Genomic DNA, 22,384 nt, shown 5'->3' with positions numbered 1-22,384 from the left:
CCCGTGCGGGCAGCACTGACCCCGCACGCCCCAGGACGCGCGCGCGGAAGGAGTACGGCGGTGCGTGAGTACCTGCTCGTCTTGTTCAGCACCGCCGCGGTCACCTACCTGCTGACCGGCCCGGTGCGGAAGTTCGCCATCAAGATCGGCGCCGCTCCGCCGATCCGGGCCCGCGACGTGCACCGCGAGCCGATCCCGCGCCTGGGCGGCATCGCGATGTTCGGCGGGCTCTGCGCGGGGCTCCTGGTCGCCTCCCAACTGCACAACCTGCGCGCGGTGTTCAGCGAGGGCTCGGCCTCGGACATCAAGGCGCTGCTGTCCGGCGTGGGCATCATGTGGGTGCTCGGCGTGCTGGACGACAAGTGGGGCGTGGACGCGCTGGTGAAGCTCGGCGGCCAGATGATCGCCGCCGGTGTGATGGTCTACCAGGGCATCACGGTGATCTCGCTGCCGGTGCCCGGCGTCGGCCCGGTGGCGCTCAGCCCCACCCTGGGCATGGTGATCACCGTCGCGCTGGTGGTGGTGATGGTCAACGCGGTGAACTTCATCGACGGCCTGGACGGCCTGGCCGGCGGCATGGTCTGCATCGCCGCGATCGCCTTCTTCCTCTACTCCTACCGGCTCTGGTACGTCTACCAGATCACCGACGCGGCGCCCTCGGTGCTGTTCAGCGCCCTGCTGATCGGCATGTGCCTGGGCTTCCTGCCGCACAACCTGCACCCGGCCCGGATCTTCATGGGCGACTCCGGCTCGATGATGCTGGGCCTGATGCTGGCCGTCTCCGCGGTCTCGATCACCGGCCGCGTCGACCCCGACCTGATCACCCAGCAGGCCGGTTCGCAGACCGCCACCACCCACATCCTGGTGCCGATCTACATCCCGCTGCTGCTGCCGCTGGCCGTGGTGGCGCTGCCGCTGGCGGACCTGGTGCTGGCCGTGGTCCGGCGCAGCTGGGCCGGCCGCTCGCCGTTCGCCGCGGACCGCGGGCACCTGCACCACCGGCTGATGGAGATCGGCCACTCGCACGGCCGGGCCGTGCTGATCATGTACTTCTGGGCGGCGCTGATCGCCTTCGGCACGGTGGCGATCTCGGTCACCAACACCGGCCGGACCGTGGTGCTGGCCTGCGCCGGGCTCTGCCTGATCGGCCTGGTGGTCCTGGTGCTGCCCTGGTACCGGCCGAAGGCGCCGGCCGCGGCGCAGGCGGTCATGCCGCCGCGCTACCGCAAGGGCCGCAAGGCGGCCCGCCCGGCCGCCGTCGAGGCGACCGCGAAGGCGGAGGCCGAGCCGGCCGCCGGGGTCGAGGTGCCGACCGTGCAGCTGCGCACCGGGTCGGGGTCGATGGCCGAGCTCTCCGCGCACGACCAGGAACTGCTGGGGCGGATGGGCACCGGGGCGCACGCGGTGGGTGAGCACCGGCGGAACTGACCCGCGGCCCGTGCCTCCGGAAGCACCTGACGGATCGTCAACTCGCCTGGGCCGATTGCGTCACCCGTACGGCGGCACGGTTGGGCCGTTGGTGTGACAGGTACCACACGTTCATGGTAAAGCTCTCATCAAATAGTTTGTGATACCGTTCACGAGTACCGAGAGAGCGCCGAAAGACCCAGTGGTGCAGGACTTCCGTCCCCCACCGGGTCGGACTCGTCGAGCCTGGCCCGTGCGAAGGCCGGTTCGCGGCCGACTCACCCGGTCCGGTGCCCCCGCACCGGTGCCCTACGCTCGTTCACCGTGCTCCCCCGTCCTCGACATGCCGCCGGAGATGCCGACATGCCGTCCCATGACGCCCGGACCATCCGTGGCGCCGCAATTCCCACCGCGGTCGCCGGAGTCCTCGCCGTCGCGATCTCCGCTGCGGTGGCGGGTGGCAAGGGTGCCGTCGGTGCCGCGTTCGCCACGGTGCTGGTGATGGTCTTCTTCGCCTCCGGCCAGGTCGCTCTCGACCGGCTGACCAGGAACAACCCGCAGCTGATGATGGCTGTCGCGCTGCTGGTGTACACGACCCAGATCCTGCTGGTCGGCATCGTGCTGGCGGTCTTCAAGGACACCACGCTCTTCGACACCAAGGTCTTCGCCTTCACCCTGCTGGGCTGCGTCTTCATCTGGATCGGCATGCAGGTGCGCACCCACCTGAAGACCAAGCAGTTCTACGTGGAGAACGACCAGAAGCCCGACGAACAGGCGAAGCCGGGGCGTCAACCGTGAGTCGCCCTGGCTGTCCCCCTCGCGAGGGGGGCGGTGTTTATGCGGTCCTGACAGGCTGCTATGGTCCGACGCAACAACGGAGTACGGGAAGCGGCCTGGTCCCACCGCCCGGTGAGCCCTCACCAAGCGGACGGATCGCCCCCCGGACCCGCGCAGTCTTGACAGATCCCGTGCCGTCGCGAAGTGGCGGTGCGCCGGGTCCACGAGAAACCCAACTAGTTCCAGTGCCGCTCCGTGGCTTCGCGCCGCGCCGACACACCGAGGTTGCCGTAACCATGCGTCACGACGAAGGAGTCCGTGGTGAGTGCTAGCCAGCTCACGCAGCTTGCCTCCGGGGGCTGCCACCTGTTCTCCGGCTGCGGCTTCCCGGCGCCGGGCCTGAACGAGTTCCAGTTCGACCCGATCTTCAAGATCGGGAGCTTCGGCTTCAACAAGCCCATGCTGCTCTCGTTCATCTGCGCGCTGCTGGTGATCGTCTTCTTCTGGACCGCCTTCGCCAAGCCGAAGGTCGTGCCCGGCAAGATGCAGCTGGTCGGCGAGATCGGCTACGACTTCGTCAAGCGGGCGATCGTCTTCGAGAACATCGGCAAAAAGGGCGAGAAGTACACGCCCATGATGGTCTCGCTGTTCTTCTTCATCTGGATCATGAACATGATGTCCGTGATCCCGCTCGCCCAGTACCCGGTGATGGCGACCATCGGCTGGCCGGCCGGCCTGGCGATCTGCTGCTGGATCACCTACATGACGCTGACCTTCAAGAAGCACGGCTTCGTCGGCGGCCTGAAGAACCTCTGCTGGCCGTCCGGTGTGCCCGGCTGGGTCATGTTCATCCTGGTGCCGATCGAGTTCTTCTCGAACATCTTCGTCCGGCCCTTCACGCTCGCGGTCCGTGCGTTCGCCAACATGTTCGCCGGCCACCTGCTGATCGTGATGTTCTCCGTCGCGACCTGGTACCTGCTGAGCCCGAGCATCGGCGCGCTGTACGGCACCACCTCCTTCGTGGTGACCCTGGGCCTGACCGCCTTCGAGCTCCTGGTGCAGTTCCTGCAGGCCTACATCTTCGTGACCCTGGCCAGCAGCTACATCGCCGGTGCGCTGGAAGAGTCGCACTGATCCCCGCAGCCCCGGCTGCTTTCCCCTGAACCCCCGGTGGCCAACCACCACCGGTATCTCTACCCCGCAAAGGACTAGCTGAGATGTCCGCTATCGCCACCGCCGCCGGTGTCTACGGTTCCGTCGCGTCCATCGGCTACGGCCTCGCCGCCATCGGCCCCGGCATCGGCGTCGGTCTGATCTTCGGCAACGGCGTGCAGGCCATGGCCCGCCAGCCCGAGGCCACCAACCTCATCCGCTCGAACATGTTCATCGGCTTCGCGCTGACCGAGGCGCTCGCCCTCATCGGCATCGTCATGCCGTTCGTGTTCGGCGCTGGCCCGAAGTAAGCCCGAAACACGTCGGTAGACCCATCAGACGGAAGGTCCAGATATGTCGCTCGCGATGCACCTGGCTTCTGAGGACTTCAATCCTCTGATCCCCAAGGGCCCTGAGCTCGTCATCGGCCTGATCTGCTTCTTCGTGGTCTTCGGTCTGCTCGGCAAGAAGCTCCTCCCCAGCATCGAGAAGACGCTGGCGGAGCGCCGAGACCTGATCGAGGGCGGCATCAACCGTGCCGAGACCGCGCAGGCCGAGGCTCAGGCCCTGCTGGAGCAGTACCGCGCCGAGCTCGCCGAGGCGCGTCACGAGGCGGCTCGGATCACCGAGCACGCGCGTGAGCAGGGCGCTGCCCTGATCGGTGAGATGCGCGAGGAGGGCCTGCGTCAGCGCGAGGCCATCGTTGCCGCCGGCCACGCCCAGATCGAGGCCGACAAGAAGCAGGCGACCCACGTCCTGCGCCAGGACGTGGGTTCGCTCGCTTCCCAGCTGGCCTCCCGCATCGTGGGCGAGTCCCTGGAGGACCACGCCCGGCAGAGCGGTGTGATCGACCGCTTCCTGGACGACCTGGAGGCCAAGGCCGCCGCGTCCACGGCGGCCGTCAAGTGATCGGCGCCAGCCGCGAGGCCCTGGCCGCCGGTCGCGAGAACCTCGACAGCCTGACCGACAACACCTCGGTGGACGCGGCCAAGCTGGCGGAGGAGCTCAGCGCTGTCACCGTGCTGCTGGACCGCGAGGTCTCGCTGCGCCGCACCCTGACCGACCCCTCGCGGTCCGGTGAGGACAAGGCCCGGCTGGTCGCCTCGCTGCTGTCCGGCCAGGTCAGCGGCGAGACCGTGGACCTGGTCTCCGGGCTGGTCCGCTCCCGCTGGTCGGGCGCGCGCGACCTGGTCGATGCCATCGAGCAGTTGTCCGGCTACGCCGAGGTGATCGCCGCCGACAAGGCCGGCCGCCTCGACGACCTGGAGGACGAGCTCTTCCGGTTCGGCCGGATCGTCGGCGGCTCGCACGAGCTGCGGGCCGCGCTGACCGAGCCGAAGGCCGTCGGCACCGCCAAGGCGGAGCTGGTCGCCAAGCTGCTCGGCGGCCGCGCCCTGGCCGGCACCGTCCGTCTGGTCACCTCGCTGGTCACCGCCCCCCGCGGCCGTAGCCTGGAGCAGGGCCTGGAGTCCTACGCCCGGCTCGCCGCCGACCGCCGTGACCGCGTGGTCGCGCTGGTCACCACCGCGGTGCCGCTCAGCGACGGCCAGAAGCAGCGCCTCTCCGGCGCGCTGGCCAAGCTGTACGGCCGCGCGGTGCTCCTGAACATCGACGTCGACCCCGAGGTCGTCGGCGGTGTCCGGGTACTGATCGGTGACGAGATCATCGACGGCACCATGGCGAGCCGCCTCGAAGGCGCTCGCCAGGCCCTCGAAGGCTGAGCCACCCGCACAGCAACATCCGACCCTCGGTCGGGCGCCGGTCCCATTCCACGGGGCAGCCGGCAGCACATACGAACGGCCGGTCCAACAGCACCGGCCGAGGATCGAATACTTGCGGCCCTCCTTGGGCGGGCCGAGGATCGCAACCTAGGAGAGCAGGGAAGCCTGATGGCGGAGCTTACGATCCGGCCGGAGGAGATCCGGGACGCGCTGGCCGATTTCGTCCAGTCGTACCAGCCGGACGCCGCCTCGCGTGAAGAGGTCGGCACGGTCACTGACGCGGCGGACGGTATCGCCCATGTCGAGGGCCTGCCCTCGGTCATGGCGAACGAGCTGCTGAAGTTCGAGGACGGCACCCTCGGCCTCGCGCTGAACCTCGACACCCGCGAGATCGGTGTCGTCATCCTCGGTGAGTTCTCGGGCATCGAGGAGGGCCAGTCCGTGCAGCGCACGGGCGAGGTCCTCTCCGTCCCGGTCGGCGAGGGCTACCTCGGCCGCGTGGTGGACCCGCTGGGCAACCCGATCGACGGTCTGGGCGAGATCGCCTCCACCGGCCGTCGTGCCCTGGAGCTGCAGGCCCCCGGCGTCATGGTCCGCAAGTCGGTCCACGAGCCGATGCAGACCGGTATCAAGGCCATCGACGCGATGACCCCGATCGGCCGCGGCCAGCGCCAGCTGATCATCGGCGACCGCCAGACCGGCAAGACCGCGGTGGCTGTCGACACGATCATCAACCAGCGCGACAACTGGCGTTCCGGCGACCCGAAGAAGCAGGTCCGCTGCATCTACGTCGCCGTCGGCCAGAAGGGCTCGACCATCGCGTCGGTCCGCGGCGCCCTGGAGGAGGCCGGCGCGCTGGAGTACACCACCATCGTGGCTGCTCCCGCCTCCGACCCCGCGGGCTTCAAGTACCTCGCCCCGTACACCGGTTCGGCCATCGGCCAGGAGTGGATGTACGACGGCAAGCACGTCCTCATCATCTTCGACGACCTGTCGAAGCAGGCCGAGGCGTACCGCTCCGTGTCGCTGCTGCTGCGCCGTCCGCCGGGTCGCGAGGCCTACCCGGGCGACGTCTTCTACCTGCACTCCCGTCTGCTGGAGCGCTGCGCGAAGCTCTCCGACGAGCTGGGCGCGGGCTCGATGACCGGTCTGCCGATCATCGAGACCAAGGCCAACGACGTGTCGGCGTACATCCCGACCAACGTCATCTCGATCACCGACGGCCAGTGCTTCCTGGAGTCCGACCTGTTCAACGCCGGCATCCGCCCGGCCGTGAACGTCGGCATCTCGGTCTCCCGCGTCGGCGGCTCCGCCCAGATCAAGGCCATGAAGTCGGTCGCCGGCCGCCTGCGCCTGGACCTGGCCCAGTACCGCGAGCTGGAGGCGTTCGCCGCCTTCGGTTCCGACCTGGACGCGGCCTCCAAGGCCCAGCTGGAGCGCGGCGCCCGCATGGTCGAGCTGCTGAAGCAGGGTCAGTACCAGCCGTTCCCGGTGGAGGAGCAGGTCGTCTCCATCTGGGCCGGCACCACCGGCAAGCTGGACGACGTTCCGGTCGCCGACATCCGCCGCTTCGAGCGCGAGTTCCTGGACATGCTGCGGGTCGAGAAGAAGGACCTGCTCGCCGCGATCGTCGAGACCTCCAAGCTGGAGGACGGCACCATCGACGCGCTGACCGCCGCGATCGAGTCGTTCAAGCTGGGCTTCACCACGGCTGACGGCAAGCTGCTCTCCGAGCAGGCCTGAGTCCGGTAACGAGGGAAAGGACGTAACGACCCATGGGAGCACAGCTTCGGGTCTACAAGCGCCGGATCCGCTCTGTCACCGCGACGAAGAAGATCACCAAGGCGATGGAGATGATCTCCGCGTCGCGCATCGTCAAGGCGCAGCGCGCGGTGGCCGCCTCCACTCCGTACGCCGATGAGCTGACCCGGGCGGTGACGGCGGTGGCCACCCGGTCCAACGCCAAGCACCCGCTCACCACCGAGAACCCGCAGGCCAAGACGGCTGCCGTGCTGCTGGTGACGGCGGACCGCGGCCTGGCCGGCGGTTACTCGACCAACGCCATCAAGCAGGCGACCACGCTCAGCGCGCGGCTGCGGGCCGAGGGCAAGGACGTGGTCACCTACATCGTCGGCCGCAAGGGTGTCCAGTACTACGGCTTCCGCAACCTGCCGGTCGCGGCGTCGTGGACGGGGTTCTCGGACAAGCCGACGTACGGTGACGCAAAGGCCGTGGCGGCGGACCTCATCGAGGCGTTCACGGCGGAGACCGGCGGGGTGGACGAGCTCCACCTGGTCTCCACCAAGTTCGAGTCGATGCTGACCCAGACCGCCGTCGAGGCCCGGCTGCTGCCGCTGAAGCTGGACGAGGTCCAGCTCAGCGACAGCAAGGCGGCGACGGCGGAGATCTTCCCGCTCTACGACTTCGAGCCGTCGGCGGAGGGCGTCCTGGACGCGCTGCTGCCGCGGTACGTGGAGAGCCGGATCTACAACGCGCTGCTGCAGTCGGCCGCTTCGGAGCACGCCGCCCGGCGCCGTGCGATGAAGTCCGCGACCGACAACGCGCAGGAACTCATCAAGGCGCTCACGCGGCTTGCCAACTCGGCCCGACAGGCCGAGATCACCCAGGAAATCAGCGAGATCATCGGCGGCGCCAACGCACTCGCCGACGCTAACGCGGGGAGTGAATAAGACATGACCACCACTGTTGAGCCGACCACGGCGACGGGCCGCGTCGCGCGGGTCATCGGCCCGGTCGTCGACGTGGAGTTCCCCGTCGACGCGATTCCCAGCATGTACAACGCGCTGAAGCTCGAGGTCGAGGCGACCGACGGCAGCGGCAAGAAGACGCTGACCCTCGAGGTCGCCCAGCACCTCGGCGACGGCCTGGTCCGCGGCATCTCGATGCAGCAGACCGACGGCGTCGTGCGCGGCACCGTCGTCACCGACACGGGCCGCGCCATCGAGGTCCCGGTCGGCCAGATCACCAAGGGCAAGGTCTTCAACGCCCTCGGCGAGGTCCTGAACACGGACCGGGCGGAGTTCGAGGCCCAGGTCACGACCCGCTGGCCGATCCACCGCAAGGCCCCCGAGTTCAAGGACCTCGAGTCCAAGACCGAGATGTTCGAGACCGGCATCAAGGTCATCGACCTGCTCACCCCGTACGTGACCGGTGGCAAGATCGGTCTGTTCGGTGGTGCCGGCGTCGGCAAGACCGTCCTCATCCAGGAGATGATCTACCGCGTCGCCGAGAACTTCGGTGGTGTGTCGGTCTTCGCCGGTGTCGGCGAGCGCACCCGTGAGGGCAACGACCTCATCCACGAGATGGTCGACTCGGGCGTTCTGGACAAGACCGCGCTGGTCTTCGGCCAGATGGACGAGCCGCCGGGCACCCGCCTGCGCGTCGCCCTGTCCGCTCTGACGATGGCGGAGTACTTCCGCGACGTCGAGCAGCAGGACGTCCTGCTCTTCATCGACAACATCTTCCGGTTCACCCAGGCCGGTTCCGAGGTGTCGACCCTGCTCGGCCGGATGCCCTCCGCGGTGGGTTACCAGCCGAACCTGGCCGACGAGATGGGCCTCCTGCAGGAGCGCATCACCTCGACCCGCGGTCACTCGATCACCTCGATGCAGGCGATCTACGTCCCCGCGGACGACCTGACCGACCCGGCCCCGGCCACCACCTTCGCCCACCTGGACGCGACGACCGTGCTGTCGCGCCCGATCTCGGAGAAGGGCATCTACCCGGCCGTCGACCCGCTGGACTCGACGTCCCGCATCCTGGACCCGCGCTACATCGCGCAGGACCACTACGACACCGCGGTCCGGGTCAAGGGGATCCTGCAGAAGTACAAGGACCTCCAGGACATCATCGCGATCCTCGGTATCGACGAGCTCTCCGAGGACGACAAGATCACCGTCCACCGGGCCCGCCGCATCGAGCGCTTCCTCTCGCAGAACACCTACGTGGCGAAGCAGTTCACCGGCGTCGACGGTTCGACCGTGCCGCTGAGCGAGACGATCGAGGCCTTCAACCGCATCGCGGACGGCAAGTACGACTCCGTCCCGGAGCAGGCCTTCTTCATGTGCGGTGGCATCGAGGACCTCGAGAAGAACGCTGCCGAGCTGGCCAAGAAGTAAGCACCGGCTGATCGCCCAGTGACCATGAGGGGTGGTCCCCGCACCTTGGGGACCACCCCTCGCGGCACGGTGGCTGTGATTCCGGTCATCTGTGCGCCGCGCGTTTCCGCCCGGCGGCACGAGCCCGTTATTCTTACCGAAACTCCCGAGTAATCGGGCGTTGCAAGAGCCTAGGAGCCCACGTTGGCTGAGCTGCACGTCGAGCTGGTCGCAGCCGACCGCAAGGTGTGGTCCGGTGCGGCCACCCTCGTTGTCGCCCGCACGGCTTCCGGTGACACCGGCATCATGCCGAACCACACTCCGGTGCTGAGCGTGCTGGAGTCCGGTCCGGTCACCATCCGCACGACCGATGGCGGCACCGTCATCGCCGCCGTGCACGGTGGCTTCATCTCGTTCGCCGACAACAAGCTGTCGCTGCTGGCGGAGATCGCCGAGCTGGCGGACGAGATCGACGTCACCCGCGCGGAGCGCGCGCTGGAGGTCGCCAAGGCCGACAGCGACGCACACGCCGAACGGCGCGCCGAGGTCCGCCTCGTCGCCGCGGGCCGCCGCAAGGCTGCCTGACACTGAGCTTGACCGACGGTCCCGGGGACGCGAGAGCGTGGCCCCGGGACTGTCGTATCGGTTGGAGAGCCAACCGGGAGGCCCGACGGGCCGCCCGGCAACGGGGAGATGCGGGGCCGCCGGCGCGCGGACCGGCGTCGGCGAGTGAGCGAGGAGGTCGGTGAGCGTGGTCCTCGCCCTTGTGGTGTGCACGGCGGTGGTCGCTCTCGGGGTGGCGGGACTCCTCGCCTTCGCGGTACGGCGGCGGTTGATCCAGCGGGTCGGCGGCACCTTCGACTGCAGCTACCGGCTCAAAATGCCCGCCGACGCCTCCACCACCCCCGATCTCGACGAGAACGGCCAACCCACCTCCGCCCCGGTCCCCGCGACCGACGGCAAGGGGTGGGTTTTCGGTATCGGCCGCTACAGCGGCGACCACATCGAGTGGTTCCGGGTCTTCTCCTACGCCCCCCGCCCGCGCCGGGTCCTGCCGCGCCGCGAGATCGAGGTCCTGGGCCGCCGCTACCCGGAGGGCCAGGAGGAGCTCGCCCTGCTCTCCGGCTCCGTCGTCCTGCGCTGCCTGCTGGACGGCGCCCCGCTGGAGCTGGCGATGAGCGAGGACGCGCTGACGGGGTTCCTGGCCTGGCTGGAGGCGGCGCCGCCGGGACAGCGGGTCAACGTCGCGTGAGGGGTGGTCGCTCGATCGAGCGGCCACTTTTGGTTCGGGCGCCGGGCGGGCGGGTCGTTGTCGAGGATGGGGGGACCGCCCAGACTGTACGGAGGAGGTGTTCCGGATGAGCGCGACGGCCATTGAACTCGGTGACGGCTTGGACCCCGATGAGGCCCTGTGGCAGACGTGGCTGGCCATGGAACTCCCCGAAGGTCTTCGTGCCGAGATCATCGAGGGGTTCATCGAAGTGTCACCGACCGGAGGGGGCTACCACTCACTCGCTGCGAACCGTCTGCGCCGAAGGCTGGACTCCTTCCTGAGTGGGACTCAGTACGCCGCTCACCAGGACACGAACGTGATCTTCCGGCACAACGTGCTGATCCCAGATGTCCTGGTCACCTTGGAGGACCTGGTCGAGGTGTTCGACCCGGCGAACCTCGGTGCGATGGCGGAGCACGTCACCCTGGTGGTGGAAGTGGTTTCGCCCGGGCACGGTTCACGTGAGCGGGACTGGGGGCGCAAGCAGCGGGCCTACGCGAGGGCGGCCATCCCGGTCTACGTGATCGTCGATGATCACGACGGTTCCGGCCATGTGACGGTCCACTCGCAGCCCAACCCGGCCAAGGGGCTCTACGAGGCATCCGCCCGCGTCCCCTACGGCACCCCCGTCGCCATCCCCGAGGGCCCCGCCAAGGGCTTCGTGATCGACACCACAATCACCGGCGAGCCGCGCCCCGCTGAGTAGTCTTCAGGCCATGGTCAATCTGACGCGCATCTACACCCGTACCGGCGATGACGGCACCACCGCCCTCGGCGACATGAGCCGGACCACCAAGACCGATCCGCGGCTGATCGCATACGCGGACGCCAACGAGGCGAACGCGGCGATCGGGGTGGCGATCGCGGCCGGGGGGCTGGCGGAGGACCTGGTGGGGGTGCTGACCCGGATCCAGAACGACCTGTTCGACGTGGGGGCGGACCTGGCGACGCCGGTGGTGGAGGACCCCCAGTACCCGCCGCTGCGGGTGGAGCAGGGGTACGTGGACTGGCTGGAGGGGCGCTGCGACGCCTACCTGGAGCAGGTGGAGAAGCTGCGCAGCTTCATCCTGCCCGGCGGGACCCCGGGGGCCGCGTACCTGCACCTGGCGTGCACGGTGGTGCGGCGGGCCGAGCGGGCGACCTGGGCGGCGATCGCGGAGCACGGGGAGAGCGTCAACCCGCTGACCGCGAAGTACCTGAACCGGCTCTCCGACCTGCTCTTCATCCTGGCCCGGGTGGCGAACAAGGAGAACGGCGACGTGCTCTGGGTGCCCGGCGAGAACCGCTGACCCGGGCGCAGATCACACCCGGGAGTCGTTTCATCACCCGCGCCAGGGCACTACCGTACGAGCCGTGAGCGGCGCTGCTCCCGGGGGAGATCCCCGCCGTCGGGGCGCGCCCCGACGGACTTCGGGAGAGACAGCCATGAGCAACGTTTCGGAGCAGCGGATCGCCGTGATCGGCGCGGGCCTGATGGGCGCGGGCATCGCCCAGGTGTCCGCGCAGGCCGGGCACCCGGTGGTGCTGCGGGACGTCACCGAGCAGGCGCTGCGGCGCGGGCTGGACGGCATCGAGGCCTCCTACGCGAAGTTCGTCGCCAAGGGCCGGATGACGGCCGAGGAGGCCGGCGACGCGCTGGCCCGGATCACCACCACCACCGACCTGGGCGCGGCCGCCGAGGCCGACCTCGTGATCGAGGCGGTGTTCGAGAAGCTCGAGGTCAAGGAGGGCGTCTTCCGCGAGCTGGACAAGATCGCCAAGGACGGCGCGGTGCTCGGCAGCAACACCTCGGCGATCCCGATCACCCGGATCGCGGCGGTCACCGAGCGCCCGGAGTCCGTGGTCGGCGTGCACTTCTTCTCGCCGGTGCCGCTGATGCGCCTGGTCGAGCTGGTCCGCGGCTACAAGACCAGCGACGCCACGCTGGCCACCGCCCGGGCCTACGCCGAGGGCGTCGGCAAGGAGGTCGTGGTGGTCAACCGCGACGTGGCCGGCTTCATCACCACCCGGCTGATCACCGCCCTGGTGGTGGAGGCCGCCAAGCTCTACGAGTCCGGCGTGGCCACCGCCGAGGACATCGACACCGCCTGCCGGCTGGGCTTCGGCCACCCGATGGGCCCGCTGCAGACCGCCGACCTCACCGGCGTCGACATCCTGCTGCACGCGGCCCGCAACATCTACGCCGAGACCCAGGACGAGAAGTTCGCCGCCCCGGAGATCATGGCCCGGATGGTGACCGCCGGCGACCTCGGCCGCAAGACCGGCCAGGGCTTCTACGGCTACCAGGGCTGAGGCCGCCCGCGGACCCGTGAGTTTGCTCACCCGGGGTGGCTCGGATGGGTGATTTGCACCGCAATCGAGCGTGAGTGCCAGGTAGTTCTGCGTATATTCCCTCGGACGAGTGAAGTTGCTTCAGACCGGGGGCCGAAGCAGCAACCTGGGCCGCTGGTCCGGCGTCAGATGGTTCAGACAGCATCCGCCCGGCGTCCGACGGCCCGTCAGGGGCCCGTCGGGCGCGGGCCCGGATCCGAGCTCCGGCATCGAAGGAGGACAGCGTGCGCATCGTGGAGTACCCGGGAGCCGGCGGCCAGGCTGTCCTCGCGCTGGACGGCGCGCTGGACGTGCGCAGCGCCGCCGATGCCCGGGCCACCCTGCACCGGGCGGTGGACGGCGGCAGCGGCGACCTGGTGCTGGACCTGGCCGCGCTGCGCGCCTGGGACGCCACCGGGCTGGGCGTGATCATGGGCACCCACCGCCGGGCCGGGCGGCTGGGCCGCCGGCTGGTGCTGCGGGCGGTGCCCGCACAGCTGCAGCGGCTGCTGGTGGCCACCCGGCTGCACCGCATCCTCGCGGTGGAGGGCGCCGAGCCCGATCTGCTCGGTGCCACCCTGCCGGGGCTGGCCGGGATCCCCGGCGCGGCCCCGTTCTCCTCGCTCTCGACGCCGAGCTGAAGCCGCTCCGCGAGGTGACCGCGGCGGTGCGCTGAGTGCCGGAGGGCGTCACTGGGGGGACCTCTGCTGCACACGGTCACCCGGATGTGCGAGAGTCTGCGCTCGACAGGACTGTCGATTCCCCCGCGAGCCGGTGACGGCGGTGCCCCGCGGGGCGGCGGCCGGTCGCCCGTCGGACGTGCCGAGGCGTCCGTACGGCTCGGTCCCTCAAACGGCCGGCGGCAGCTCGCCGTCCGGCGGGAGCACAGGCGGAGCGCATCGTGGCACAGCCATCCGGTGAATTCGGGCAGGAGAACCTGCGCGTGCGGTCGGGCGATCTGGTCGCCGGGCAGTACCTGGTGAGCGTGGCGGGTGTGGACGGTTCCGACGTCCAGCCGTGCCCGCCGTCCCGCCGGCCCGTCCCGGTCCGGCGCCCGGCCGGCTCCGCACCCCGGCCGACCGGCGGCCCCGGTCCGCACCCCGCGGTCGGCCCGGTGGCGCTCGGCAGCGGTCCGGCCGACCTGCCGCTGTTGGAGCGCGAGGCCGAGGTGGCCCACCTGCTCGGCATGCTGGCCGAGGGGCGTTCGATCCGGCTGCTGGGCGAGCCCGGCTCGGGCCGCAGCGCGCTGCTCGCCGCGGTCGCCGAGGGCGCGGGCGGACTCGCCCCGCACGGCGTGGTGCGCCTGTGCGGGCACCGGCGGACCGCCGACGACCTGCTGCAGGATCTCTTCAGCGCCGCCTACGACACCGACGGCTACCGCCCCGACCGCGCCCGGCTGGCCGAACTGCTCTCCGGGGTGGGCGCGGTGGTGGTGATCGACGAGGTGGCGCCGGACGGTGCCGAGTTGGAGGAGCTGCTGGCGGCCGCGCCGGAGTGCGCCTTCCTGCTCACCGTCGCACCCGGCTCGGGCGGCGCGCTCCCGGTCGGCTCCCGGCTGGAGGACCACGCACTCTCCGGCCTCTCCAAGGCCGCCTGCCTGACCCTGGTCGCCCGGCTGGCCGGGCGGGCCCTGGACGACACCGAGCGGGCCTGGGTGGTGGACCTCTGGTTCGAGTCCCAGGGCCTGCCGCTGCGCTTCGTGCAGGCGGCCGCGCTGCTGCGCCGCCGGGACGCCGAGGTGGACGCGCTGATGGCCGCGGAGGAGGACAGCGGCTCGGTCTTCGGCCGGGTCGAGCGGTCGCAGGAGTACGGCGACCCGGCGGTGCGCGAGGGCGAGCTGCGGCTCTCCGTGCCGCTGCCCTCGGTGGCCGAGGCGGCCGCCCCGGCGGTGCGGCTGGCCGACGGGCTGAGCGAGGAGGCGCGGCTGGTGCTGCGGCTGGCGGTGGCACTCGGCGGCGAGTTCCCGACCGCGCCGCACCTGCCCGCCCTGATCGGCGTGGACCGCGGCGAGAGCGCCCTGCGCGAACTCACCGACTGCGGGCTGGCCGAGCCGCTGGGCGGCCACCACCGGCTCACCGTCGGGGTGCTGGGGGACCTGGCGCCGCACTGGGGGACCGACCCGGAGGTGACCGAGGGAGCGGCCGAGCACTTCGCCTGGTGGGTCGGCCACGGCTCGGTGAGCACCCCGCAGATCGCGGCCGAGGCCGAGGTGGTGCTCGGCGCGCTGCACGCCGACCGGGTGGCCGGGCGCGAGCCCGCGGTGCTCAGCCTGGCCCGGGCGGCGGCGCCGGCGCTGGCGCTCACGCTGCGCTGGGGGGCCTGGCGGCAGGTGCTGGAGCTGGGCCTGGCGGTGGCCCGGCAGACCGGGGCGGAGCGCGAGGAGGCGGCCTTCCTGCACGAGCTGGGGGTGCACTGGCTCTGCCTGGGCGACGGGGAGCAGGCCAGGCCGGCGCTGGAGGCGGCCGCACGGCTGCGCGCGGCGGCCGGCGACTCGCGGGGCGCGCTCGCCTCGCGGCGGCTGCTGACGCTGGTTCAGCGGGCCGTGACGGCGCCGGTGGCGGCTGAGGCGGTGACCCAGGTGATCCGCCGGCCGGTGATCCGGGCACTGGCCGAGCGGCCCTGGCGGTCGGCGGCGGCGCTGCGCGGCTGGTCGCGGCGGAACGTGCTGCTGGCGGCGGGCGGGCTGGTGGCGCTGGCGGCGGTCGGCACGGCGGTCGGGGTGATGGGCGGTTCCCCGGGCGGTGGGGGCGGCACCGGGCCATCCTCGGGTGGTGCCGGCGGCGACAGCGCGACCAGCGGGACGGTGCTGACGGGGGCGAGTGCGCCGACGGGTCCGACGGGCTCGGCGAGCGCGACTGAGAGTGCGTCAACCACGGCCGGTGCCTCGGCCCCGGCCCCGGCCTCGGATTCGGCGTCGGCGAGCGCCTCGGCGTCGGTGTCGGCATCGCCGGGCGCCACGGCCACCCGGACCCGGTCGGCGAGCCCCAGCGCGAGCGCGAGCGCGACGCCGAGCAAGCCGGGGAGCACGCCCACCCCGCCCGCGCCGCCGGCGCCCGGGCCGACGCCGCCGGCGCCCGCTCCGAGCACCAGCTCGTACACGCCGCCGTCGTCGTCGGCCGCTCCGACCCCGCCGGCCTCGAGCTCGACACCGCCCAGCGTCCCGCCGCCCTCGTCGCCCGCCTCCCAGAGTGCGAGCACGAGCGCGACGGCCACCTCGACCGCCACGGCGCCCAGCAGCGCGGTGACGACACCGCAGTGAGCGCCACGGGCGCCGGGGTGTCCCGGCGCCCGACGGTGCGTCAGAAGAGCTTCAGCTTGTCGTCGTCGATCCCGCGCAGCCCGTCGTAGTCCAGCACCACGCAGTCGATGCCGCGGTCGGTGGCGAGGACGCGGGCCTGCGGCTTGATCTCCTGGGCGGCGAAGACGCCCTTGACCGGGGCCAGCAGCGGGTCGCGGTTGAGGAGTTCGAGGTAGCGGGTGAGCTGCTCGACGCCGTCGATCTCGCCGCGGCGCTTGATCTCCACGGCGACCGTGCCGCCGTCGGAGTCGCGGCAGAGGATGTCCACCGGGCCGATCGCCGTCGGGTACTCGCGGCGGACCAGCGCCCAGCCGGCGCCCAGCACCTCCATCCGGTCGGCCAGCAGCTCCTGGAGGTGCGCCTCGACGCCGTCCTTGATCAGGCCGGGGTCCACGCCGAGCTCGTGCGAGGAGTCGTGCTGGACCTCCTCCAGGGTGATGATCAGCTTCTCGCCGGCCTTGTTCTCCACCGTCCACACCCCGTCGGCCTCCTTGAGGGTGCACGGCGGCGACATCCAGTTGAGCGGCTTGTAGGCGCGGTCGTCGGCGTGGATGCTGACGCTCCCGTCGGCCTTGACCAGGATCAGCCGGGTGGCGGAGGGCAGGTGGGCGGAGAGCCGGCCGGCGTAGTCGACCGAGCAGCGGGCGATGACAAGACGCATGGCCGTAAGCCTAGGCGGTTCTCGCGGACCGCTTGACCCGATCACGAGAAGTGACGAGGGTGGGACTGAGCGTTCGTCAAGACGCCCGGCGACCGTTCGACCGCAGAGGTGATGCCCGGTCCCCGGCCGGGGGCCGGCCTTTACGCGCGGTCGGCCCGGCGATCGATGCAGAGCCAAATGAAGCCAGTCGATCCGAAGGGTGTACCAGGGAGTAGAAGGGGGCGAACCATGGGAACCCGCTAGTCCGTGGCGACGGAAGTCTGGCGTCTGCGCGCACGGACCGCTACGTTGGGTGACGCCTTCGGACGCCCGCGTAGCCAACGGGGATGGAGTGGAGAGATGAACCGCTGGACTGGATCCGGCCATACTGCCCGCGGCAGCGGCGTTTTCGACGGGAATCGTGGCATTCGCCAGATTTGCCGGGGCCGGACTGCCACCCTGGACTGAGTCGCGTCCGAGGCCGGCCGGATCCCGCGGGACCAGGGTCGGCCTCCCTCGGCGCACCCATCGACCTCGCACCACCAGCACCACTGGCAGCACTAGCGCCACCGGCAGCACCAGAACCACCCGCACCACACGCACGACCGATCCCACCGAACGAGGCACGACCACCGGCGCGAGGTGTGCCGGTGGACCGCGAGAGGAGAACCCATGTCGCTCGACGTCTCACCGGCCCTTCTGGAGAAGGCCGAGCGAGGCGAGGTCGACGAGCGGGAGTTCGTCGACTGCGTCCGCACGTCCCTGCCCTATGCCTGGGACCTGATCAGCTCGCTCGTCGCCCAGATGGAGGTCGACGGCACCGGCTTCGCGGACAACCAGGTCCCCCCGCCCAGTGAGCAGGACCGTGGCCAGCTGCTCCGCGCGATGGCGAGCGACGCCATCCGGGGCGCCCTGCAGCGGCACTTCGGGGTCCGGCTGGCCTTCCAGAACTGCCACCGGGTGGCCGTCTTCGGCCCCGAGCCGGACGCGGTGGAGCGGCACGCCCGCTTCACCTCGGTCCGGGCCCAGCTGCTCAACCAGTCCCCGCTGCTGCGCGACTGCTGAGCCGGGCGGGCGGGTCGGCCGACCCGGACCGGTCCGCCCGACGGTCCGTCAGGACAGCTGCGGCAGCACCTCCGCGCCCAGCCGCTCGATGTTGTGCAGGGTGGCCTGCTGCTCGCCGGACCCCTCGGCGAGCAGCGCGAACCGGCGGATGCCGGTGCGCTCGGCGGTGGCCAGCAGCCGGTCGGCGCACTGCCGGGGGGTGCCGACCGCGTGCAGGTCACAGAGCAGCTCGGTGTAGGCGTGCGGGTCGCGCATCCGGCGCTCCCGCCCGTCCACCGTGCGGTGCGCGCCGAGCCCGTACTCGAACCAGCCGGGCATCGCGCGCAGCAGGGTCTCCCGGGCGGCCGGGGTCCGGTCGTCGACCTGGGCCACCCCGGCGGCGACGTGCTCGCGCTGCACCCGGGCCAGCTGCGCCTCCGAGCGGCCGGCGGCCCGCCAGGCCGTCCGGTAGGCGGCCAGCATGTCCAGCTTGTCCTCGTCGCCGGAGTGCATGCCGAGCAGCATCGGCAGCCCGCGCTCGGCGGCCAGCCGGACGCCGTTCGGCGAGGTGCAGGCGACCACCACCGGCGGTCCGGCCGGTCCCGGCTCGCTGCCGTCGGGGCCGGCCGGACCGCCGGTGGTGGTGCGCTGCCGGGGGAACCGCAGTGCCGGCTCGCCGGCCAGGCCGAGCCAGTCGGCCAGCTCGTTGCCGCGCAGCCGGGCCGGCTCGGCTGCCCGCGGCACCACGGTGACCTCGGGGAAGCTGAACTGCGGTCCCTCGGCCCGGATCCGGGAGCCGCGCAGGAAGGCGAGCAGCAGGTCCAGCCGCTCGGCGAAGCCCTCCTCGTAGGCGGCCACGCCGGTGCCGAAGACGGTCAGGTCGATCCACGGCCCGCCGCGCCCGACCCCGAGCGTGAACCGCCCGCCGGAGGTCAGGTGGAGCAGCGCGGCCTGCTCGCCGAGCGCCACCGGGTGGGTGGTGGAGAGCACGCTGACCGCCGTGCCCAGCTGGATCCGCCGGGTCCGGCCGAGCAGCAGCGCGGCCAGGGTGGCGGCGTTCGGGCAGACGCCGTACGGCACGAAGTGGTGCTCGGCCAGCCAGACCGCGTCCAGCCCGGCCCGCTCGGCGGCCATCGTGGCCGCCACCGTGCGGTCCAGCGCCTGGGCGTGGCTCTGGCCCGGGAACTGGGCGGAGAGCAGGAAGGCACCGACCCGCAGCGAGTCCCGGGCGGCGGGCTGCCCCCCGGGCTCGGCGGCCGGGGCCGGCGGGAGTTCGCCGGCCGGGCGGGCGGCGTCCGGGAGGTCGGGGAGCCCGGCGCCCGGTCGCGGGAGTGCCGTGGGGATGTCGGCGCGGATCTGGGTCACGGATAGCCCTCCTCGGGGTGCGCGCAGGCCGTGCGCCCCGCTCTTCCCCTTGTGAGTAACCCATGTCATGTGCCATTGGCACCGGGAACGGCCGTTTTCCCCGGGGAAGGGGTGGATTCCCCGGAAAAGCCGGTGGGGCGGATGTGATCCGTGATAGTGCCCGCGACGGGCGCGGCCGGCACCGCCGGTGGCCGGGCGGTCGCGCTGGGTGGCCCCGTACCCTGGAACCACTGCAAGGCCGTGCCCCCCTGAGAGGTGAACAGGTGTCTCCCCGCCGCAACCGGACCGGTGGCTTCGACGACAGCCGGAGCGAGACTCCCACGCCCCTGGGCAGTTCGCTGCGCCGGGTCGAGCACTACGGGGGCGAGGACTGGATCGTGCAGACGGTGGCCGGCTCGTCCGGCCGGTTCTACCGCTGCCCGGGCTGCGACCAGGAGATCCCGCCGGGGGTGGGCCACGTGGTGGCCTGGCCGGACCGCGGCGCGGGGGTGGACGACCGGCGGCACTGGCACCGGGCCTGCTGGGGCGCACGCGAGCGGCGCACCACGGACGTCCAGCGCGGCCGTGGTGCGCCGAGGTACTGAGCCGGCGTCAGCGGGTGCTCAGGCGTCCCGCCGCTTGAGCACCAGCGCCCCGCCGGCCAGCGCGGCCAGCGTCCAGGCGGCGCAGATGCCGAAGCCGGCCCACCAGCCGTAGGGCACGCTGGGCTCCGGGAAGACGGTGAGCATCTGCCGCCCGGCGAAGTCCGGGAAGTAGTGCGCCACGTTCTTCACCTTGGGCACCGCCGAGAGGATCGGCGAGAGCAGGAAGAAGAACGGCACCAGCACGCCCAGCGCGAGCGTCTGGTTGTGCAGCATCGCGGTGACGCCCGCCGAGAAGAGGCAGATCAGGGTCAGGTAGACGGCGGCGCCCAGCACCGCGCGCAGCACGTGCTCGGAGCCCAGCGTGGTGTGGTGGCCGCCGAGCAGCGCCTGGCCGAGGAAGAAGGTGACGAAGGCCGTCACCAGCGAGACCAGCAGCGAGAGCGCCCCGATCACCACGGCCTTGGCGGTGAGCAGGGTGCCGCGCTGCGGCACGGCGGCCAGCGAGACCCGGATCATGCCGCTGCTGTACTCGTTGCCGACCGCCAGCACGCCGAAGACGATCATCGCGATCTCGCCGAGCATGATCCCGGAGAAGCTGGTCGCGGTGGCGTCGAACGGGGTGGTGGCGCCCTTGCGGAAGTCCTCGAAGTTGTTCTTGGTGAGCAGCGAGAGCAGGGCGCCCAGCGCGGCCGTCACCAGGAAGGAGAGCAGCAGGGTCCACACCGTGGACCGGACGCTGCGGATCTTGGTCCACTCGGACCGCAGGATCGCGGGGAAGGTCCCCATCTCAGTTCGCGCCCTTCTGCTCGCCCTGCCAGCCGGCGCCCCAAGCGCCCGGGGCGCCCGCCGCGTCGCGGGTCCCGTTCTCCTGCGATCCGGCGTGGTACTCCACGGCGTCCGCGGTCATCCGCATGAAGGCCTCCTCCAGCGAGGCGCGCTGCGGGCTCAGCTCGTGCAGGGTGATGCCGTGGCCGGCGGCCAGCTCGCCGAGCACCGCCGGGTCGCCGCCGGGCACCTCGTAGGAGCCCTCGGGGCCGGGCTCGACGGCGATGGACCGCCTCGCGAGCGCGTCCAGCAGCTGCTCGGGGTGCGGGGTGCGCAGCCGGACCGAGGAGCGGGAGTTGCGGGCGATGAACTCGGCCATCGGCAGGTCGGCCAGCAGCCGGCCGCGGCCGATCACCACCAGGTGGTCGGCGGTCAGCGCCATCTCGCTCATCAGGTGGGAGGAGACGAAGACCGTGCGGCCCTCGGCGGCCAGCCGCTTCATCAGGTTGCGGATCCAGAGGATGCCCTCGGGGTCGAGCCCGTTGACCGGCTCGTCGAACATCAGGATCTCCGGGTCGCCGAGCAGTGCGGAGGCGATGCCGAGCCGCTGGCGCATGCCGAGGGAGAAGCCGCGGGCCCGCTTGCCGGCCACCTCGGTGAGGCCGACCAGGGCCAGCACCTCGTCGACCCGGCGGTCCGGGACGCGGTTGCTCTGGGCCAGCCAGAGCAGGTGGTGGTAGGCGGTCCGGCCGGGGTGCACGGCGGAGGCCTCCAGCAGGGCGCCGATGTACTTCAGCGGCTCGTTGAGGTGGCCGTAGCCCTTGCCGTCGATGGTGACCCGGCCGCTGCTGGGCCGGTCCAGGTCGAGGATCAGCCGCATGGTGGTGGACTTGCCGGCGCCGTTGGGGCCGAGGAAGCCGGTGATCACGCCCGGGCGCACCTGGAAGTTCAGTCCGTCCACCGCGATCTTGTCGCCGTAACGTTTCGTCAGGTCGTGCAGCTCGATCATGTGCTCTCCCTCATGTGGGATCACAGTATGACAATTCGGACTCAAAGGCCCGTGAGGCTCGGGCGTGTCGGAGCGCCCGGCGGCCTACGGTGGCCGCATGACGCTCCCCAGTGCGCCGGGTGCCCACGAGAACGGCACCGGCACCCCGCTCGTCCTGCTCCACGCCTACCCGCTGTCCGCCCGGATGTGGGCCTGCCAGCTGGAGCGGCTGCCCGGCCCGGCCGGCGACCGGGCCCGGGTGATCACCCCCGACCAGCGCGGCTTCGGCGCGGCCGAACTCGGCACCGACGCCCCCTCGCTGGACCTGGTGGCGGACGACCTGGCCCGGCTGCTGGACGGCCTGGGGATCGACCGGGCGGTGGTCGGCGGCCTCTCCATGGGCGGCTACGTCACCATGGCCTTCGCCCGCCGCCACCCGGACCGGCTGCGCGGGGTGCTGCTGGCCGACACCAAGGCCACCCTGGACACCGAGCCGGCCCGGGCCAACCGGCTGCGGGTCGCCGACGCCGTACAGGCCCGCGGCAGCGTGCAGCTGCTGGTGGACGAGAAGATCGAGGACGGGCTGCTCGGCCCCGCGACCCGGCCGGAACTGGTCGCCGACGTGCGCTCGATGATCGCCAAGGCGGCGCCCGGCGCGGTCAGCTGGGCGCAGCGGGCGATGGCGGCCCGGGAGGAGTCGCTGGAGGTGCTGGCCGGGCTGCGGGTGCCGGCCGCCGTGGTGGTGGGGGAGCACGACGCGCTCACCCCGGTGGCCGAGGCCCAGCTGATGGCCGATCTGCTGCCGGACGCCGAACTGACCGTCATCCCCTCGGTCGGCCACCTCAGTTCGCTGGAGGCCCCGGAGACCTTCGACGCGGCGGTCCGGGAACTGCTCGCCCGGGTCGGCCCGTAACGGCCCGTCAGCCCGGAGAGCGCGAAGGC

General features: G+C 71.5%; 23 protein-coding genes. 19 read left to right on the top strand and 4 right to left on the bottom strand.

Annotation, left to right across the window (positions count from 1 at the left end; translation table 11 throughout):
• Window positions 1-60 precede the first annotated feature (60 nt).
• From ACFYNO_RS07685 to ACFYNO_RS07610, 16 genes are all read left to right on the top strand, one after another.
• Window positions 61-1,428: an MraY family glycosyltransferase gene (locus ACFYNO_RS07685; protein WP_388006919.1), complete on the top strand. Its 1,368-nt coding sequence runs from the start codon at window positions 61-63 to the stop codon at window positions 1,426-1,428.
• Between the two features lie 342 nt (window positions 1,429-1,770).
• Window positions 1,771-2,205, top strand: a complete 435-nt coding sequence (locus ACFYNO_RS07680) for a hypothetical protein (RefSeq protein ID WP_388006916.1) — start codon at window positions 1,771-1,773, stop codon at window positions 2,203-2,205.
• Window positions 2,206-2,505: 300 nt separating this feature from the next.
• Window positions 2,506-3,318 carry a F0F1 ATP synthase subunit A gene (atpB, locus tag ACFYNO_RS07675; RefSeq protein WP_388006913.1) on the top strand — a complete coding sequence of 271 codons (813 nt, stop codon included), beginning with the start codon at window positions 2,506-2,508 and terminating at the stop codon, window positions 3,316-3,318.
• An 83-nt stretch (window positions 3,319-3,401) separates the two neighbouring features.
• Window positions 3,402-3,647 carry an ATP synthase F0 subunit C gene (gene atpE / locus ACFYNO_RS07670; protein WP_388006910.1) on the top strand — a complete coding sequence of 82 codons (246 nt, stop codon included), beginning with the start codon at window positions 3,402-3,404 and terminating at the stop codon, window positions 3,645-3,647.
• A gap of 43 nt (window positions 3,648-3,690) precedes the next feature.
• Complete coding sequence (locus ACFYNO_RS07665; protein WP_388006907.1) at window positions 3,691-4,245, top strand: F0F1 ATP synthase subunit B; 555 nt, start codon at window positions 3,691-3,693, stop codon at window positions 4,243-4,245.
• On the top strand, window positions 4,242-5,057 hold the full coding sequence (locus tag ACFYNO_RS07660; protein ID WP_388006904.1) for a F0F1 ATP synthase subunit delta: 816 nt from the start codon (window positions 4,242-4,244) through the stop codon (window positions 5,055-5,057). Before ACFYNO_RS07665 ends, ACFYNO_RS07660 begins: the two co-directional genes overlap by 4 nt.
• Before the next feature lie 168 nt (window positions 5,058-5,225).
• Window positions 5,226-6,800 (top strand): F0F1 ATP synthase subunit alpha, encoded by a 1,575-nt coding sequence (atpA, locus tag ACFYNO_RS07655; protein ID WP_388006901.1) that lies wholly within the window; start codon window positions 5,226-5,228, stop codon window positions 6,798-6,800.
• Between the two features lie 32 nt (window positions 6,801-6,832).
• Window positions 6,833-7,747, top strand: coding sequence for a F0F1 ATP synthase subunit gamma (locus ACFYNO_RS07650; protein WP_388006898.1), 915 nt, complete (start codon window positions 6,833-6,835; stop codon window positions 7,745-7,747).
• A gap of 3 nt (window positions 7,748-7,750) precedes the next feature.
• Window positions 7,751-9,196: a F0F1 ATP synthase subunit beta gene (gene atpD, locus ACFYNO_RS07645; protein ID WP_388006895.1), complete on the top strand. Its 1,446-nt coding sequence runs from the start codon at window positions 7,751-7,753 to the stop codon at window positions 9,194-9,196.
• Window positions 9,197-9,379: 183 nt separating this feature from the next.
• Window positions 9,380-9,760 (top strand): F0F1 ATP synthase subunit epsilon, encoded by a 381-nt coding sequence (locus ACFYNO_RS07640; protein WP_388006893.1) that lies wholly within the window; start codon window positions 9,380-9,382, stop codon window positions 9,758-9,760.
• A gap of 166 nt (window positions 9,761-9,926) precedes the next feature.
• The gene (locus ACFYNO_RS07635) at window positions 9,927-10,427 is read left to right on the top strand and encodes a DUF2550 domain-containing protein (protein ID WP_388006891.1); all 501 of its coding nucleotides are present in this window, start codon (window positions 9,927-9,929) and stop codon (window positions 10,425-10,427) included.
• Window positions 10,428-10,533: 106 nt separating this feature from the next.
• Window positions 10,534-11,154 (top strand): Uma2 family endonuclease, encoded by a 621-nt coding sequence (locus ACFYNO_RS07630; RefSeq protein ID WP_388006888.1) that lies wholly within the window; start codon window positions 10,534-10,536, stop codon window positions 11,152-11,154.
• A 10-nt stretch (window positions 11,155-11,164) separates the two neighbouring features.
• Window positions 11,165-11,737, top strand: coding sequence for a cob(I)yrinic acid a,c-diamide adenosyltransferase (locus ACFYNO_RS07625; protein WP_388006885.1), 573 nt, complete (start codon window positions 11,165-11,167; stop codon window positions 11,735-11,737).
• Between the two features lie 136 nt (window positions 11,738-11,873).
• Window positions 11,874-12,740, top strand: a complete 867-nt coding sequence (locus tag ACFYNO_RS07620) for a 3-hydroxyacyl-CoA dehydrogenase family protein (RefSeq protein WP_388006882.1) — start codon at window positions 11,874-11,876, stop codon at window positions 12,738-12,740.
• A gap of 272 nt (window positions 12,741-13,012) precedes the next feature.
• Entirely contained in the window at window positions 13,013-13,399 is a 387-nt protein-coding gene (locus tag ACFYNO_RS07615) for an STAS domain-containing protein (protein WP_388007544.1), read from the top strand.
• Window positions 13,400-13,701: 302 nt separating this feature from the next.
• Window positions 13,702-16,017, top strand: a complete 2,316-nt coding sequence (locus tag ACFYNO_RS07610) for an ATP-binding protein (RefSeq protein ID WP_388006879.1) — start codon at window positions 13,702-13,704, stop codon at window positions 16,015-16,017.
• A gap of 40 nt (window positions 16,018-16,057) precedes the next feature.
• On the opposite strand, the gene nucS is transcribed toward ACFYNO_RS07610, so the two are convergent.
• Entirely contained in the window at window positions 16,058-16,717 is a 660-nt protein-coding gene (gene nucS, locus ACFYNO_RS07605; protein ID WP_388006876.1) for an endonuclease NucS, read from the bottom strand.
• 651 nt (window positions 16,718-17,368) lie between these two features.
• On the opposite strand from nucS, the gene ACFYNO_RS07600 reads away from it, so the two are divergent.
• On the top strand, window positions 17,369-17,761 hold the full coding sequence (locus ACFYNO_RS07600) for an SCO5389 family protein (RefSeq protein WP_388006873.1): 393 nt from the start codon (window positions 17,369-17,371) through the stop codon (window positions 17,759-17,761).
• Between the two features lie 48 nt (window positions 17,762-17,809).
• On the opposite strand, the gene ACFYNO_RS07595 is transcribed toward ACFYNO_RS07600, so the two are convergent.
• Window positions 17,810-18,958, bottom strand: a complete 1,149-nt coding sequence (locus tag ACFYNO_RS07595; RefSeq protein ID WP_388007541.1) for an LLM class flavin-dependent oxidoreductase — start codon at window positions 18,956-18,958, stop codon at window positions 17,810-17,812.
• Window positions 18,959-19,368: 410 nt separating this feature from the next.
• Here ACFYNO_RS07595 and ACFYNO_RS07590 point away from each other — a divergent pair, with 410 nt between their 5' ends.
• Window positions 19,369-19,689 (top strand): ATP/GTP-binding protein, encoded by a 321-nt coding sequence (locus tag ACFYNO_RS07590; RefSeq protein WP_388006870.1) that lies wholly within the window; start codon window positions 19,369-19,371, stop codon window positions 19,687-19,689.
• A gap of 18 nt (window positions 19,690-19,707) precedes the next feature.
• Here the strand turns inward: ACFYNO_RS07590 and ACFYNO_RS07585 are convergent, their stop codons facing one another.
• Window positions 19,708-20,475 carry an ABC transporter permease gene (locus ACFYNO_RS07585; RefSeq protein ID WP_388006867.1) on the bottom strand — a complete coding sequence of 256 codons (768 nt, stop codon included), beginning with the start codon at window positions 20,473-20,475 and terminating at the stop codon, window positions 19,708-19,710.
• A 1-nt stretch (window position 20,476) separates the two neighbouring features.
• The gene (locus tag ACFYNO_RS07580) at window positions 20,477-21,463 is read right to left on the bottom strand and encodes an ABC transporter ATP-binding protein (RefSeq protein ID WP_388006864.1); all 987 of its coding nucleotides are present in this window, start codon (window positions 21,461-21,463) and stop codon (window positions 20,477-20,479) included.
• Window positions 21,464-21,560: 97 nt separating this feature from the next.
• On the opposite strand from ACFYNO_RS07580, the gene ACFYNO_RS07575 reads away from it, so the two are divergent.
• A complete protein-coding gene (locus ACFYNO_RS07575; RefSeq protein WP_388006862.1) occupies window positions 21,561-22,355 on the top strand; it encodes an alpha/beta fold hydrolase in 795 nt (264 codons plus the stop codon).
• The last annotated feature ends 29 nt before the right edge of the window (window positions 22,356-22,384 follow it).

The sequence above is a fragment of the Kitasatospora sp. NPDC006697 genome (assembly GCF_042869935.1).
Classification (GTDB): Bacteria; Actinomycetota; Actinomycetes; order Streptomycetales; family Streptomycetaceae; genus Kitasatospora.
The sequence above is the reverse complement of the archived record's forward strand: the minus strand, read 5'-3'. Positions and strand labels throughout refer to the sequence as shown.